General features: G+C 47.9%; 9 protein-coding genes. 8 read left to right on the plus strand and 1 reads right to left on the minus strand.

Annotated elements, in window-relative coordinates:
* Nucleotides 1-56: 56 nt before the first annotated feature.
* A complete protein-coding gene (locus tag ACKTSF_RS08910; protein WP_407888631.1) occupies nt 57-2,309 on the minus strand; it encodes a MucBP domain-containing protein in 2,253 nt (750 codons plus the stop codon).
* A gap of 606 nt (nt 2,310-2,915) precedes the next feature.
* On the opposite strand from ACKTSF_RS08910, the gene xylA reads away from it, so the two are divergent.
* The 8 genes from xylA (at nt 2,916) to ACKTSF_RS08950 (ending at nt 16,811) form a co-directional block, all read left to right on the plus strand.
* Nucleotides 2,916-4,265: a xylose isomerase gene (xylA, locus tag ACKTSF_RS08915; RefSeq protein ID WP_407888632.1), complete on the plus strand. Its 1,350-nt coding sequence runs from the start codon at nt 2,916-2,918 to the stop codon at nt 4,263-4,265.
* 253 nt (nt 4,266-4,518) lie between these two features.
* Nucleotides 4,519-6,027, plus strand: a complete 1,509-nt coding sequence (gene xylB, locus ACKTSF_RS08920; protein WP_407888634.1) for a xylulokinase — start codon at nt 4,519-4,521, stop codon at nt 6,025-6,027.
* A gap of 400 nt (nt 6,028-6,427) precedes the next feature.
* Nucleotides 6,428-7,801, plus strand: coding sequence for a sugar porter family MFS transporter (locus ACKTSF_RS08925; protein WP_407888636.1), 1,374 nt, complete (start codon nt 6,428-6,430; stop codon nt 7,799-7,801).
* Nucleotides 7,802-8,122: 321 nt separating this feature from the next.
* Complete coding sequence (locus ACKTSF_RS08930) at nt 8,123-10,156, plus strand: right-handed parallel beta-helix repeat-containing protein (RefSeq protein WP_407888638.1); 2,034 nt, start codon at nt 8,123-8,125, stop codon at nt 10,154-10,156.
* A 170-nt stretch (nt 10,157-10,326) separates the two neighbouring features.
* The gene (locus ACKTSF_RS08935; protein WP_407888640.1) at nt 10,327-11,568 is read left to right on the plus strand and encodes an MFS transporter; all 1,242 of its coding nucleotides are present in this window, start codon (nt 10,327-10,329) and stop codon (nt 11,566-11,568) included.
* A gap of 448 nt (nt 11,569-12,016) precedes the next feature.
* Nucleotides 12,017-13,387 carry a sugar porter family MFS transporter gene (locus tag ACKTSF_RS08940; RefSeq protein ID WP_407888642.1) on the plus strand — a complete coding sequence of 457 codons (1,371 nt, stop codon included), beginning with the start codon at nt 12,017-12,019 and terminating at the stop codon, nt 13,385-13,387.
* Nucleotides 13,388-13,619: 232 nt separating this feature from the next.
* Nucleotides 13,620-13,994, plus strand: coding sequence for an iron chaperone (locus tag ACKTSF_RS08945; RefSeq protein WP_407888644.1), 375 nt, complete (start codon nt 13,620-13,622; stop codon nt 13,992-13,994).
* A gap of 255 nt (nt 13,995-14,249) precedes the next feature.
* Nucleotides 14,250-16,811: a YfhO family protein gene (locus ACKTSF_RS08950; RefSeq protein ID WP_407888645.1), complete on the plus strand. Its 2,562-nt coding sequence runs from the start codon at nt 14,250-14,252 to the stop codon at nt 16,809-16,811.
* Nucleotides 16,812-17,059: the final 248 nt, after the last annotated feature.

Genomic DNA, 17,059 nt, shown 5'->3' on the forward strand with positions numbered 1-17,059 from the left:
CAATGGCTGACACGACAAAGTTCGCGTCGACCATTGCTTTTTGAATAGGCATTAAGCTAGTTGCGTTTACGGAAGCGGGCAGTGATGCCAATGAGGCTAGCAACCAGAATTCCCAGACCAATCAGTGGTGATATGTGGTGCTCACTGGTTTGCGGAAGAACTTGCCTGGATTGCTTATTTGGCATTGTTGTTGGGTTAGTGGAAGTGTTGTTCGAGGTTTTTACCGGCGTAGTCAGGCGTTGTGGATGGCTAACTGCTGTTGGAATTTTTGCGGCGTTGCTACCATGCGTGGCTAAGTCTTGTTGGGTTGGTTTAGCCAGTGTAACGATGTCAGGTTGCTGCTTAACCGTAGCAGTTCCCGGCGTAATGGTCGCACCATCGCCACCTGAGGTGACTTTATGATAGGTCACGGTGATGGTTTGGTCGTTAGGACCAAATGTGCCAGTCGGGTTACTAGCTGAGTCTAGTTGGTAGTCCTTAATGACCGGTGTATTTACCTGATAGGTTGTTCCTGATTGACCAGTCAACTGCGCGTCTGGCAACAAGGAGTTACCTTGGTTATCCTGATAATGGATGGTGACTGTCACTGTGCTGGCTGGGGTCACAGGTGGTGTTACAATGGGTGGCGTCACTGGCTTTGTCGCATTCTTCGTGTAGTACAAGGTGATTGTCTGAGCCTGATCGGAGAGTGTTCCCGTGACGGCGGCGTTTTGGTTACGGGAGTCATCGTAGGTGTATCCGTCAACGGCCAATTGATCCGGTGTCAGTGTGTAAGTGTCACCAGCCATTTTACCAGTTCCAAAGGTCAAATCTGGTTTGATGGCGGTGGTGTCATCAGCTTCGTCCCGGTACTGAACGGTGTTAGGTGCGGCGTTTGTCGCGTTGGCGTAGGGGATGAGAATGGTGAAATTATCCATTCTACTACTCCACAGGTCGGCCCGAAGGTAGTATCTGTGATTGCCAGGCGTTGCGATCCCCACTGAAGAGGGATATGTGCCATAAGTGCCATTGTAATGATAAATGCTTTGCGGTTTAATGTTGGCGAACTGAATACTGCCGTCGGTGTTGATGGTGTAGTCATCTGGTCCCATCCCAGAGTAGTAGAGTGAGAAGATTTGCTGACCTTGAATTGGACTGCCAGCTACATGGATCTGTTGGAGCTGCGTTTCCACAAGGCGAAAATTGTCGGTGTTAATTAAAAATGGTCTGTCCAAAGTGGCATTGTAATTTTGTGGCAATTGAATCAGTGGGGCGACCGTGATGGCGTGCGTAGATGGGTCAACAAACTTTTGCTGAGCGTAGTCGACGACAAAAGTTTGTTGATTGAGTTTAAGCGATGTGATCTGCTTAGCATCAAGCATCGAGAAGTCGCCGATCCAGTTATAGGTGACGTTCAAGGTCGTCAGCTTTTTAAGGTCAGCAAGTGGTTTTAGGTTGACAATTTTGTTGCGGGAAACGTTTAAGGTCGTTAAGTTTATGAGGCTAGCCAGTGGCGTCAAGTCAACGATATCCCCGTAGGCACCAGACCCAGTAGGCGAGGTTTGTAAGTTCGTGTAATCCAGACCCTTGTCATAAGAAAGATCGAGTGAAGTTAAATCGGTCGCGTACTGCAAGCCTTCGAGAGAAAATGGTGTTTGCCCATCGATATAAACGGTGCTGTCAATGGTATGGGCGGTCGCGAGACTTGTCAAACCAGTCGCAATGTTATCTTTGGTAATTTGGGAAACATCAATACCCATTGCCTTGGCAACCATATTTTGCAGGATCTTGTTGGGCATCCAGACATCTATTGACTCATTGACCGGAGCTAGCGCCGCAGTGGCGACTGGAGATACTGGAGCTACTGGTGCTGTGGGTGCGGTAGGTGCTGGACTGGTCGGTGTCGGTTGTTCTTTTTGCTGTGGGGTTGATGCCCGGAGAAAATTGACTTGTTTATGTACAACGGGCTTTTCCGTTGCTGGGTCACCAGCTGGTTTGGCAGGCTCCGCTGGTGACTTGGGATCTGTCGGATTATTAGACGCAGGCGCGGTAGGAGTTGTTGGGGTTGTCGTATCGACGGGGGGGGTTGACGGAGCTGATGGGGTGTTTAGCACAGTTGGGGTGGAGGTGACCGGCGTTGCCGGGGCCGGCGCCTTTTCAGTAGTCGTGGTGGGATCGGTGGTCGTGTTAGTCGTATCTGTCGTATCCGCTTGGGCGATGGTTCCACCGAAGGCCAAGACTAAACCAGCCGAAACAATACCGGTAAAAACCCAGGATTTCCCACTCTTATACATTTTGTAGTGTAATGGTGCATTCAGTGACTTGGACATGAGGCTCCTCCTTTGAAACGGTTCTTTCCAAAAGTTGTCAGTGCTTAATTATTAACCTCAGTATAGGAGGTTTAGCCATAATAGTCCATAAATACCTCATAAAGTTTAGAGGCCTAATTAAGAGCCTCATCTGTTTGAATGAGGCCATAACTGCCACCGTGGAGGCGTTTGCAAGCAAATACATAACTTTAAATGGTGAAAAAACAGGTTAAAAATATTTTCTCATAATTTTAATTGTGGATAGTTTGACTTAGAACTTCCCTGTCCTGATGGATTTCTCGATAAGTTCAGGAGGGGGAGTCCTAACGGAAGCAAAATTGATGTCATCATCTAACTTAAAGAGGATGCAACCAGATTTTTGATGAATTAGTGGGCAACTCAAAAAGTTAGCAATTTTGTTCTTTATATAAAGGAAAAGAAATAAACCGGGTCTAATCACTACGCCCCGTAAGCATCTCCTGAAATGCCCATCCATCGCCATTCGGAATCGCTAACAATTTTTTAAATCTTTTTCCCGAAAACGCTTGCATTAACGCTAAAACCTTGTATAATTGAATTTGTAAGTTGGTTGTCGCAACGAACTAACTAGGAGGGTTTTTATAAATTATGGCAGAAGAATATTGGAAAGGTATCGACAAGATTCAATACGTCGGTCATTCAGATAAAAAATCAGGTTTAGGCTTCCAGTACTACAATCCAGATGAAGTTATTGGTGGTAAGAAGATGCGTGATTGGTTACGGTTCGCCGTAGCTTACTGGCACACTTTCGACCAACGTTTAGTTGACCCATTCGGTGATGGTACTGCACAACGTCCTTACGACAAGTACACTGATCCTATGGACTTGGCTTTAGCCAAGGTTGATGCTGCATTCGAATTTTACGACAAATTGGGTGTAGATTACCTTTGCTTCCACGACCGTGACTTAGCTCCAGAAGGTGACACTTTACGTGAAACCAACGCTAACTTGGACAAAGTCGTTGACAAGATCGTTGAATACCAAAAGACAAGTGGTATGAAGGTTCTGTGGAACACGTCAAACATGTTCACGAACGCTCGGTTCGTTGAAGGTGCTGCAACCTCACCATACGCTGACATTTATGCTTACTGTGCCGCACAATTGAAGCACAGTTTGGAAATTGGTAAGCGTGTCGGTTCTGAAAACTATGTCTTCTGGGGTGGCCGTGAAGGTTACGAATCACTCTGGAACACCAACATGAAGGAAGAACAAGAACACGCTGCTAAGTTCTTCCACATGGCTAAAGACTACGCTAACGAAATTGGCTTCGATGCACAAATGTTGCTCGAACCAAAGCCAAAGGAACCAACGACTCACCAATACGACTTCGATGCCGCAACCACTATCGCATTCATGAAGGAATACGATTTGGATAAAGACTTCAAGTTGAACTTGGAAGGCAACCATGCTAACTTGGCTGGCCACACTTACCAACACGAAATCCGTGTTGCTCGTGAAGCAGGCTTGTTAGGTTCATTGGATGCTAACCAAGGTGACAAGTTGATCGGCTGGGATATTGATGAATACCCATCTAACTTGTACGAAACGACTGCTGCTATGTCAGAAGTTGTTGACAACGGGAGTATCGGCCCTCGTGGTGGTTTGAACTTCGATGCTAAGCCTCGTCGTTCATCATTCGCCCCAGAAGACCTCTTCTACGGCCACATTGTAGGTATGGATAGCTTTGCTGCCGGCTTACGTGTCGCTGTTGCTATGAAGGAAGACGGCTACTTGGACAACTTACGTAAGAACCGTTACAGCTCTTACGAATCAGGTATCGGTGCTGATATCGAAAGCGGCAAGGCAGACTTCAAGTCCCTTGAAAAGTACGCTATCGACATGCCACAATCTAAGTTGATTGCTGCTACGCACTCAGATCACTTGGAAGAAGTCAAGGATACGATCAACCATTACATCATTGACACTTTGAGCAAGTAATCTCGCGTTCTGCGAAATAAAATATCAATAGAATGGCGGACGGACGGTGTGTTCGTCCGCCATTTTTATAACCAACGGGATTTGTTGTGACTGGCGTCTGCTCGCCTTACCGGGTGACACGGGTCGCGCAAGCAAGTCACGCTGGTTGATCAGGCCAGGTTATGTGGCTTAAGCAATGCACTACTGATTAACTGACTTACTGAAATTTTGCAATTAATAAAATAGACGAAACGACAATTAGGAGGAATGACCGATGGGGAAGTACGTTCTCGGTGTTGACCTAGGAACGAGTGCCGTTAAGGTTTCCGCACTAGATCACAGTGGGCAGATTGTCGCCCAAGAGAGTTTTGATTATGATTTGATTCAGAAGAAACCGGGTTACAATGAACAGAATCCAGAGGACTGGGTTTCTGGCACGACCGTTGCAATTGTGCGTTTGATTTTAAACGATCATTTGACGGCCAGCGACATTGAAGGCTTGAGCTTCTCCGGGCAAATGCACGGATTAGTTCTGTTGGATAAGGACAAGAAGGTTCTGCGGCCATCTATTCTGTGGAATGATACGCGGAGCACGCCACAACGTGAAGAAATCGAAGCCAAAATGGGTGACGAATTCGTTGATATTACGCGGAACCAACCACTGGAAGGCTTCACACTGACTAAGCTATTGTGGGTTAAGGAAAATGAACCCGACATCTGGGCTCAGGCTAAGTACTTTGTCCTACCTAAGGATTACGTTCGTTACCGTATGACTGGGAACCTAGCCATGGACTACTCCGATGCCACCGGGACTGTTCTGCTCGATGTTGCGAAGGGTGAGTGGAGTAAGAAGATTTGTGAGACCTTCGATATTCCACTGAGCATGTGTCCACCGTTGATTAAGTCCATTGACTTTGCTGGGACGGTTACGCCGGCCTACGCTGAGTTCTCTGGGCTGACGCCGGATACGAAGGTCTTTGGTGGGGCTGCCGACAACGCCGCTGGGGCTGTTGGTGCCGGAATTTTACACCCGAACATGGTCTTATCCAGTATCGGGACCTCTGGCGTCGTCCTGAAGTACGAAGACACCCCTGATGTAAACTATCACGGTGTCGTTCAATTTGAAGATCACGCGATCCCTGACAAGTACTACTCCATGGGGGTTACACTGGCTGCTGGGTATTCACTCAGCTGGTTCAAGAAGACCTTTGCGCCGAGTGAAGACTTCACGGAATTCGTGTCGAGTGCTGCTAAGTCAACGGTCGGGGCAAATGGGTTGCTCTACACGCCTTACATTGTGGGTGAACGGGCACCGTACGCCGATGCCGATATCCGAGGGAGCTTTACCGGCGTTGATGGTACGCACAAGCGCTATGACTTCGTCCGTGCCGTTTTGGAAGGCATCGTCTTCTCCTTCAGAGACTTGTTCGACATCTATGAAGAAAACGGTGGGGACTTCGATACCGTCGTTTCTATCGGTGGTGGGGCCAAGAGTCCACTCTGGCTGCAGATCCAAGCCGACATCTTTAACCGTAAAGTGGTCAGCTTGAAGAATGAACAGGGTCCCGGCATGGGGGCAGCGATGATCGCTGCTACTGGTCTGGGATGGTTCGACTCCTTACAGGACTGTGCCAAGACCTTCGTTCACTTTGGGACGGCCTACGAGCCAAACCCTGAGAACGTGGCCAAATACGCCAAGATGCACAAGATTTACAAGCAGGTCTACCAACAAACGAAGAGTATCAGTTCGCAGCTGTTGGATTACCGGCGTGAAGAACTTTAAGATTAGTCACTGGAAGGTGTGGGAGAAATCTCGCACCTTTTTTGTTGTCTTGAGAGGTGGAATAAAATCTCATCTTTTGGCGGATTGACGAACGGATGCCAACCTGATTTGAAATGTAGATTGTACGGGAGTCTTTCAAAATAGTAAATACAAATGATAACAGTCCACCTTTTGCTAAACAATTCGGCAATGAAACTAAGCGATTACTAAAACTCATGTAAAATTAAGCTTTTACCAAGAAAACGCTTTCATTTTAACAAACAGCATGCTATGATAGGACCATGGTTGGTTGGGACTATCAACCAACCAGCATCAACCAACTTACATTTTTCAGCTATACTTTCTCTACATACTGCCACTGCTGACATTACGGCGTCTGCCGTATTAAGGAGCGATATCTATGCGAAAAGTTTCGACCGGATTTGTTTACTTTTTCGGTGCATTAGGTGGATTGCTGTTTGGGTATGATACCGGGGTTATCTCCGGGGCCATTCTGTTTATCCAGAAACAAATGCATCTGGGTTCATGGCAACAAGGTTGGGTTGTAAGTGCTGTACTCTTGGGTGCTATCTTAGGGGCAGCCATTATTGGACCGTCATCTGACCGTTATGGTCGACGGAAGTTACTGTTACTATCTGCAATTATTTTCTTCATTGGGGCGTTAGGTTCCGGGTTTGCCGCGGGATTCTGGACCCTGATTATCTCACGGGTGATCTTGGGGATGGCCGTTGGTGCCGCTTCCGCCCTGATTCCAACGTACTTGGCTGAATTATCGCCCGCCGACCAACGGGGGAAGATGTCCAGTCTGTTCCAACTGATGGTAATGACGGGGATTCTGTTCGCCTACATCACCAACTACGCTTGGGCCGGTGTTTACACTGGGTGGCGTTGGATGTTAGGTTTCGCTGCAATTCCCGCTGCACTGTTATTCTTAGGTGGGTTAGTCCTGCCCGAAAGTCCGCGGTTCTTGGTGAAAATGGGACATTCTGATCAGGCGCGTGAAGTTTTGGATACCATGAACAAGCACAATACGCCGGTCGTTGACAAGGAACTGTCTCAGATTGAAGAGCAAGCTAAGATGAAGAATGGGGGTTGGAGCGAACTCTTTGGTAAGATGGTTCGACCGTCATTGATCATTGGTCTGGGTCTAGCCATCTTCCAACAAGTCATGGGATGTAACACGGTGCTGTACTACGCGCCAACCATCTTTACCGATGTTGGATTTGGGGTTAACGCCGCGTTACTGGCTCACATTGGGATCGGGATTTTCAACGTAATTGTGACGGCAATTGCCGTGATGATTATGGATAAGATTGATCGGAAGAAGATGCTGATTGGTGGGGCCATTGGGATGGGGGTTTCCCTGTTCGTCATGAGTATCGGGATGAAATTCTCCGGTGGGTCACAGACGGCTGCCATCATCTCCGTGATTGCTTTGACCATCTACATTGCCTTCTTCTCGGCAACTTGGGGTCCGGTCATGTGGGTTATGATTGGTGAAGTCTTCCCACTGAACATTCGTGGGCTAGGGAACTCCTTCTCTAGTGTGATTAATTGGTCTGCCAACATGGTGGTTTCCCTGACGTTCCCAGCGTTATTGAACTTCTTTGGGACTGGGAGCCTGTTCATCGGTTACGGTGTCCTTTGCTTCCTGTCCATCTGGTTCGTGAAGGTCAAGGTCTTCGAAACGCGGAATCGTTCGTTGGAAGAAATCGAAGCAACGTTACGGGAAAAAGCCGGTGTCGGTGAAAAGGATTTGAGTTCTGCTAAATAGGTTGTTTAACTGAGGGGCCATTCCGGTGAGGATGGTCTCTTTTATTTATCGGACAAGCACCAATCAGGCGAAAAATTATGACCGAATTTGGGCCAGTCATAAAGTCCAATTGGGCGGGTTTTCCAGGTGATTTAACCAACTATTCAGTGATAATTGTCCAAAAAATAAGATATTTCTGCAAACGGTTTTGTGACAAGGCGACTACACTAATAAATGTAAGCGCTTCACTTAAACGCAAATCGGACGACTGGCCAGTGCCGATTACGTGATAGATAGTATTGATGTCCGTGTACATACTTAATATTGAGGAGGCATTCAATCGTGAAAATTTATGTTGATGCAAAAGCAATCCACGATGGTAACGGGACTAAGAAAGCCCCATTTAAGCAAATTAATGACGCCGCTCAGGTTGCCCAGCCAGGTGATAAGGTGCTCGTCTTCCCTGGGACTTATCGGGAATACGTTAATCCTAAGAACGGTGGGACAGACGATGACCGGATTACCTACCGCAGTGTTGACCCCTTAAAGGCCATCATTACGGGCGCTGAAGCCGTGACAAGCTGGCAAGAGTACCAAGGCAATGTGTGGATAGCTCGGATCAATAATGGCCTGTTCGGCTCGTATAATCCTTACACTGAATTTGTCATGGGTGACTGGTACTTCGGACCGGTCAACAAGCATACCGGTGCGGTCTACATGGACGATCGTCAGTTTTATGAAACGACGTCGCTGGAGGACTGTATTGAAGCGAAGGTCTATGGCCGTTCATGGGAACGGAAGAACTCCATTTACAAGTGGTATACCGAACAGGATGCTGCCAAAAACGAAACGGTGATCTATGCCAACTTCCAAGGCAAGAACCCCAATAATGAAACCGTTGAAATCAACGTTCGGCGTGAAGTCTTTATGCCACAAGAGACGGGAATTAATAACATTACAGTTAGTGGCTTTAACGTCAACAAAGCGGCCACGACTTGGGCACCGCCTGCATCCTATCAAGATGGGATGATCGGTCCGCACTGGTCTAGGGGCTGGATCATTGAAGACTGTGACATCAGCCACAGTCGGTGTGCCGGGATTTCTTTAGGGAAATACGAAGACACGGTCAACAACCAATACTTTACGTACAAACACGTGAAGAGTCCAACCCAAATGGAACGGGACGCGGTTTGTCGCGGTCAATACCATGGTTGGTTGAAAGAAAATATTGGCCACCATATCATCCGGCGCAATAACATTCACCACTGTGAGCAAGACGGAATCGTTGGTCGTCAGGGTGGGGTCTTCAGTATCATTGAAGATAACCATATTCATGACATCAACAACATGCAAGAATTAGCTGGTGCTGAAATTGCCGGAATTAAGATGCACGCGGCCATTGATGTCATCATCCGTCGCAACCATATCAACGATTGCACGATGGGAATCTGGACCGACTGGGAAGCGCAAGGAACCCGGATTACCCAGAACTTGTTGGATCATAACTACGCGCCAACGGGGACTGCGGAACGGATTATTGGCGCCATGCAAAGCCAAGACATCTTCGTTGAAGTGGGGCATGGGCCAACTCTGATCGATAACAACTTGCTGTTGTCTAAGGCCTCATTGCGGCTGGCAACACAAGGGGTAGCTTGCGTGCACAACCTGATGCTGGGGTCCATTACCTCTATCGGGGCCAACACGGACTTCACCGTAGACGGCAAGAATCAACCACGATTCACGCCTTATCACATTCAACACCGGACTGAGGTTGCTGGCTTCATGACGATTCTCCATGGGGATGACCGTTTCTACAACAACATCTTCGTTCAGAACTGGCCAGTGGAAAAGCCTGAAGAGGAAACGGTTGTCGATCGTGAACACGAAGATACGGAACAAGTCGGAACTAATGGCTTCGACGAGTATCCAACCTATGATGAATGGTATGCACAATTCAAGAACGTCAACGGGACCTTTGCTAAGGAAACGGACATGTTTGATTTGATGAGCGCACATTATGGCCATTTACCAGTCTGGGCTGCCGGGAACGTTTACTTCAACGGGGCTAAGGCTTGGAAGAAGGAAACTGACAATCTGGTTAATACCACTGATACAGTTTCCGTTGAATTGGTCGAAGATGGCGACAAGGTTGCCTTGAAGACCAACTTGTATGACTTGATTGGGGACTACTATGAAGGTGTGATTACGACTGACACCTTGGGTGAGGCCTTTGAGCCAGAACAACGCTATGAAAAGCCAAACGGTGACGATATTATCTTCAATGAAGATTACTTCGGTAACCATCGTGGGGTTGCAACTGTTCCAGGACCATTCGTATCGAGCAAGGATGTGGATGCAGCGCTGTGGCAAGAATAAACCAAGAATTGAATAACTAGAGTATTCATATTCTAAAGCAACACGCTGCTGATGTTGTGACGTGGATTCTTACTAGGAAGGGCAATTTGAGATGATATTTCTAGTAAGAATCCTTTTGTATACTCAGATTACGGTTGGTACATGGTCGTTTCCTTGTGAGGAGGATTATCATGGAAAATGAAAAGCAAGTAGCCCCAAAAGGTAAATTTCCGTATCGCTTGGGCTTTGGGATTCTATTTGGACTGTTAGGGTGGTTGGTTCCCTATCTAGGGGTCAATTCGACCTTACTGCCGGCTAAGATTCAACAGATTGCGCCAAACGAAAAGGTTCAGATTGTGGCGCTACTGGCAACGATCGCAATGATTGTGGCCACGATTGCCAATATCATTGAAGGCGCGTTGTCTGACAGAACGGTTAGTCGCTGGGGAAAACGGAATCCATGGATTTTCCTTGGGATGCTGAGTACGCTGATTTGTTTTTACTTTTTGACCAAGGTGACAACGGTTCCCGGAATCATTATCAACTGGTCACTATTCCAGGTGGCCTTGAACATGATGGTGGCACCGTTAGTCGCGTTCATTGCGGATAAAGCACCGAAGAAGTACCGGGGGTCCATCTCCGCCTTTTATGGGGTTGGGATGAACATTGGGACACCAGTTGGGACGATGATTGCATCGCATTACATTACCAACGTCAACAGTGGGATTTATATTTTCATGGTCTTTGAAATCATCTTTACGATTATTGGTCTGCTGTTAGTTGGCGATGGTAGTAACAAGGGGGAGCGGGTTCCAAAACTGCATGGGTCTGAACTCGTTGAAGCATTCTCCTTCCCAATTCATGGGGATGTGCGTGACTTTTACTTAGCGGTCGTTGGTAAATTACTATTCGTTTCAGCGCAGTTTATCATCACTGGGTATCAACTGTATATTTTTACCGATTACATGAAGCTATCTTCGGCGAGTGCCACGAGTAATTTGTCGATCATGTCGCTGATTCTCTTGGTTGCCGGGGTGTCCTTCGCGGTGATTGGGGGACCCTTAGCCGATAAGTTCCACAGTCTGAAGCTGCTGGTTGCCCTCTCAACGGTTGCCATGGGGATCGGTGTTGCCATTCCCGCGATTGATCCGGCGCCTTGGACAATGTTTGTTTACGCGGGCCTGAGTGGGGCTGCGATGGGAATGTACAATTCGGTTGACCAAGCACTGAATGTTACGGTGCTGCCTAACGCTAACAGTGCTGCCAAGGACTTGGGGATCGTTAACCTGGCTAACTCGCTGGGACAGGTTTTCGGGCCAATCATGGCATCCTTAGTGATTGGGTTCTCCGGTTACCGGATGATCTTCCCAATGGCTGGTGTGATGTGTTTAGTAGGTGCTGGCATGATCCTGATGATCAAGAAGGTTCACTGATTGCGGACCACTGGATTATTGGGTATATTAAGTTAAAATGACACAAACTGTGAACGATGTGGAAGCTCCTTTGAAAAGAGGCGCTTTCTTTTTTTGTTACGTGGTAGGATTAGTCTAGCGAATCGATGTGTATTTTTGACAACCATTATGTACAGAACGTGTAAAGGGTGGGATTATCGCGATTAACCACTGGTAAACGGGGGATGATGCAGGATAAGCAATATGGAATGAATGGTTTAATCGGTGAAAATGAAACTACATGGTAGCTTTCATTGCAGTGGTGGTGCGTGTAAATAATCTGATTTTTTCTGGAAAACGCTTTCAAAAGCGTAATGTAAGTGCTATCATAGGGAATATAGTTGGTTGCTGCAATCAACCAACAGAAAAACTGCCAACTTACATATTGCATAATTCTAGCGGTGAAAGCCGTGAAAAGGAAGTAATATTAATGCGAAAGGTTTCGACTGGTTTCGTTTACTTCTTCGGTGCCCTTGGGGGACTTCTCTTTGGGTATGATACCGGGGTAATTTCAGGAGCTATTCTCTTTATTCAGAAACAAATGCACTTAGGTTCTTGGCAACAAGGTTGGGTCGTAAGTGCCGTACTATTGGGTGCCGTTTTGGGTGCCGCAATTATCGGACCATCTTCTGACCGGTTTGGTCGGCGGAAGCTCTTACTGTTATCTGCTATTATCTTCTTCATCGGGGCTTTAGGCTCTGCGTTCTCACCAGAATTCTGGACACTGATTGTATCACGGATCATCTTAGGGATGGCCGTTGGTGCCGCTTCTGCCTTGATTCCAACGTACTTGGCTGAATTATCACCTGCTGATAAACGTGGGAGAATGTCCAGTCTGTTCCAATTGATGGTTATGACGGGGATTCTGTTCGCCTACATCACCAACTACTCCTTCTCTGGCATGTACACAGGCTGGCGTTGGATGTTAGGGTTTGCTGCTATTCCAGCTGCACTGTTGTTCTTAGGTGGGTTGGTCTTACCAGAAAGTCCACGTTTCTTAGTTAAGATGGGTCACATTGACAATGCACGTGAAGTCTTGGATACCATGAACAAACATGATACCAAAGCTGTTGACAAGGAACTTGCTCAAATTCAAGAACAAGCTAAGATCGTCAGTGGTGGCTGGACTGAACTCTTCAGTAAGATGGTTCGTCCTTCACTGATCATTGGTTTAGGCTTGGCTATCTTCCAACAAGTCATGGGATGTAACACCGTATTGTACTATGCACCAACTATCTTTACCGATGTTGGTTTCGGGGTTAACGCTGCATTACTTGCCCATATTGGGATTGGGATCTTCAACGTGATTGTTACGGCGATTGCCGTCATGATTATGGATAAAGTTGACCGGAAAAAGATGCTGATCTACGGGGCCATCGGGATGGCCGTTTCTCTGTTCGTTATGAGTCTTGGCATGAAGTTCTCCGGTGGTTCACAGACTGCTGCTGTTATCTCCGTGATCGCATTGACCATCTACATTGCCTTCTTCTCCGCGACTTGGGGTCCTGTTATGTGGGTCATGATTGGTGAAGTCTTCCCATTGAACATTCGTGGGTTGGGGAACTCCTTCGCCAGTGTTATCAACTGGGGTGCTAACATGGTCGTTTCCTTGACGTTCCCATCCTTACTGGATTTCTTCGGTACTGGGAGCTTGTTCATCGGTTACGGTGTGCTTTGCTTGTTCGCTATCTGGTTTGTTCACGCCAAGGTCTTCGAAACGCGGAACCGTTCTCTGGAAGAGATCGAAGCCACGTTACGTGCTAAGGCTGGTGAACCTGAAACGGCTAACGCTACGAAATAATTTTAATCACGTTTGAAATGAGGCTGTTCCTGAGAGGACAACCTCTTTTTGTGTTCTTGAGTAAGCTAACCTTACCGAACGCGGGTGTTGTTTTGACCTTGATTCTGTACAGGTTGTGTAAAGGTCAATATAGCCATTGCCGTAATCGGGAGTTGACGAGGTTTAACCGTCGCCAATCAGCGATACATGCTATACTGGTTGGGACTTAACCAAATCATTTAGGGGTGACATGATGATTGTTGAATTTGAAGATTTTCTTGCTAAAATTGAGGATGCTGAGCACCAGGCTCGGGTCCGTGAGGTTTTAAACTGGGTGCAGACGTCCTTTCCACAATTGGAACAGAGATATGCATGGAATCAGCCAATGTTTACCGATCACGGGACATTTATCATTGGATTTAGCGTCGCCAAGCCACACATGGCCTTTGCACCAGAGGGGCCGGTCATGACGCAATTTGCCGATCAGATTGCCGCTGCTCACTACAATCCCGGGAAGAAGTTCGGCCGCATCAAGTGGACCCAACCAGTCGATTATGAGTTGCTCCACCAGATTATTGCCTTTAACATTGCTGATAAGGCCGATTGTGAGACCTTTTGGCGTAAGTAAATGTTTGCGGATCAAGCACGCTTAAGGGGCGACTTGGTCCGCTTTTATGGTGAATATTAAATAAATTCTGCAAGCGAAATTTACATTTTGGTTGGCCCAATTGTCGACAGGTAAATGGTACAATAAAAAAAGAGAGCTACCCGAAAGCGTTCGAGTAGCGGATATGATGCAAGCAAGCCCAGTACAGGTTATCAGGGGACAGCTTCAACAGGACTTGCAACGGTGTAGTTTAGATTTCGGGGAGATTTTAAGAAAATGCGACGAGAAAGATTGCGATTCAACCACTGGCGAAATCCCGTTTTAGCTGGGATGGTCGCGTTAATTTTGGTGGTCAGTTTATTTGCGATTCGCGGGGTCACACCTTTTGGCGACCGCAACCTATTGATCGGTGATTTGGGAACACAGTACATTCCTTTTTTTACGGACTTTACGCGCCTAGTCCGCGGGCATGCCTGGGATTTGTTTAATTTTCACCAGGCCTTAGGAACCAGTTGGGTACCGACGATTGCGTACTATTTACTGAGTCCATTTAATCTACTTTTGATCTTCTTTAAGGCGGGTCAAATGCCGATTGCGATGGCCGTGATTATCATGTTGAAAATTGCGACAATTGCCGGAACCATGACATTCTATTTGCAAGAACACTGGCGAACGCAGCAGCTATTTACAGGTGTCTTCGGGTTAGCTTTTGCATTCAGTGGATTTGTTGCTCTGAATTTCTTTAATTTGATGTGGTTGGACGCCTTAATCTTCCTCCCACTAGTCGCCTGGGGCATTGACCGACTCGTTATTACGGGGCGCACGGGAGGCTACTTTTGCTGGCTACTGGTCAGTGTTTTGACGGATTACTATCTGGGATATATGACCTGTCTGTTTATCGTAGCGTACTTCGTGTATATGTTGACTGCTGAATGGCCGGCCGGTCAATCGGTACGGGCGTGGTTCCAGACGAAGCGCCACCTGTGTTATCGCTTCATTGGCGCTTCATTACTGAGTGTTGGAAGTACGTTGGTGATTCTCTTGCCCACCGTCCTAGGGATGCTGGCAACGCCCAAAACGCAAGGACAAGTTGGAAATTTCCACTTGATTCCGATGTTTGGACTCGAATTCTTTAACCAACTGGGCGTGGGGGCCGGAGATTATCTACAACGGTTGAGTCACGGGCCAGCAATCTTTTCATCATCACTGGTAGCCTTGTTAGCGATTGCTTACTTTGGGTTGCCACAGATTAAGTTTTGGACCAAACTTCGGGCTGCCCTGCTTCTTTTATTTCTATTCATGGGAATGTGGTTACGGGGGTTCAATACAATCTGGCACTTGATGACACCACCCTCCGGATACCCATTCCGTAATAGCTTCTTCTTTAGTTTCGTCCTGATTTTAATTGCCAGTAGTGCCTGGCAGGCAGGTCTGACACAGCTGTCCAATCGTTGGCGGTGGGGAACGCCATTACTTTTAGGCGGACTGATGTTGTTGGGGAGCTGGCTGATTCCGCTGATGCAGACGTGGACGCAGTCCGGTTATTACGCCAGCCTTCAGCCAATCAACTGGGCAGCGGTGCTGACGAGTCTCGCTATCTTGGCAGTCACGGCTGGACTGCTATGGATTAAGGCTGTGCCGCCGGTTTGGCTTGGCGTCGTTGTCATTATTGAACTATTTGTGAACTTTAGTTTTGCGCTAGTCGGTATCGATTATGGGAGCCAGCAGCGTTACGCCAAGGCTTATAAGCAATCTGTCCAGCGCCTTCAACCGGTGACGACAACTTCTAAGCTGTATCGTATTCGCAACGATGCACCAACCGTGGCTCCGGGCTTCCAGCATCACTATAATCCTTACAACGATGCCATGTGGCTGGGGTACAACGGAACCGGCGCATATAGTTCGACGACACCGGCGAACACGATGACTATGGCCAAACAACTCGGACTCTATACCCGTGATCCTCGCCGCCTCAGCAATCAAGGCTTTACACCGGTTACTGAGATGCTCTTCGGGGTGCATAATAAGGTGACTAAGGAGGCTAGCGTTCGCGTGGGAAGCTACAGCGGGATGGGGTTTGCCGTCAGTTCGCAACTCTTACATGTTAAATTGACAGCCAGTGCCATTGCTAATCAAGAAAAAATCCTACAGGCATTGCGACCCAGTCGGCACGCTTACTTTGTGCCGGTGACAGCTGGTCATGATCAGGTCAAGGCCATTTGGCGGGTTAACAATCACCCGACCAATTTTGTCTATAATCACCTTTGGCACGTGACGCCTCAGGCCACTGGACGCGTCTATCTCTTTGATCCCACCAGCGCTAGCAAGTATTCCACGATGAGTGTCAACGGGCATAATGTTGCGCCAAAGATGCAGACAGATGGGAATACCAGCATGATTAATCTGGGTGAGTATCGGCGAGGCGAGGCATTGACTGTCAAATACGCTAGCAATCGGCCAACGCCTAAAGCTTTAGAGGTGGCCACGTTGCCTACAAGTCGCATGGCGGCGGTCCATCAGACCGTTAGTGGCCATGCACTACGGCTACGGCAGCATCGTGGGCATTTGCGGACCAACTACCAAGGAACTGTCACGGCCACGCCTAGCAAGCACTGGGCCTACCTGAGCTTGCCACAGGACAATGGGTGGCGCATCACCGTGAATGAGCAGCCGGTTAAATCACGTGCCGTACTCGGTGATATGATCGCAGTGCCCTTGACACCCGGTCGGAACCGAGTGGTCATCAGTTACCACGTGCCAGGAGGCTGGGCTGGTCTCACAGCCAGCGTCGTCTGTGCGGTTAGCTACGGGGTCTTGTGGTATCGTAAACAGTTATAGAGCTAAAAGTTGAAAGCCAAAGTACCCACCTTACTCTTGCGACCGTAAGAATTGTCACCGTTAAATTAAGTGACAAGGGTCGCACTCCGGCTGCCAGGAATTCCGCTTGCTGTGGGGAACGCCTCCAGCCAAAGGACGGGCTTCCAGCTCGCCTGAAAGCCGCCAAGTTCAGGCGTCTCTCAGGTCGTCCCACGATGTAAGGCCGGGAAAGAATCGCCCGGTCTAACATCGTCGACACGGCTAGCTCC

The organism is Levilactobacillus muriae (genome assembly GCF_045862015.1).
Classification (GTDB): Bacteria; Bacillota; Bacilli; order Lactobacillales; family Lactobacillaceae; genus Levilactobacillus; species Levilactobacillus muriae.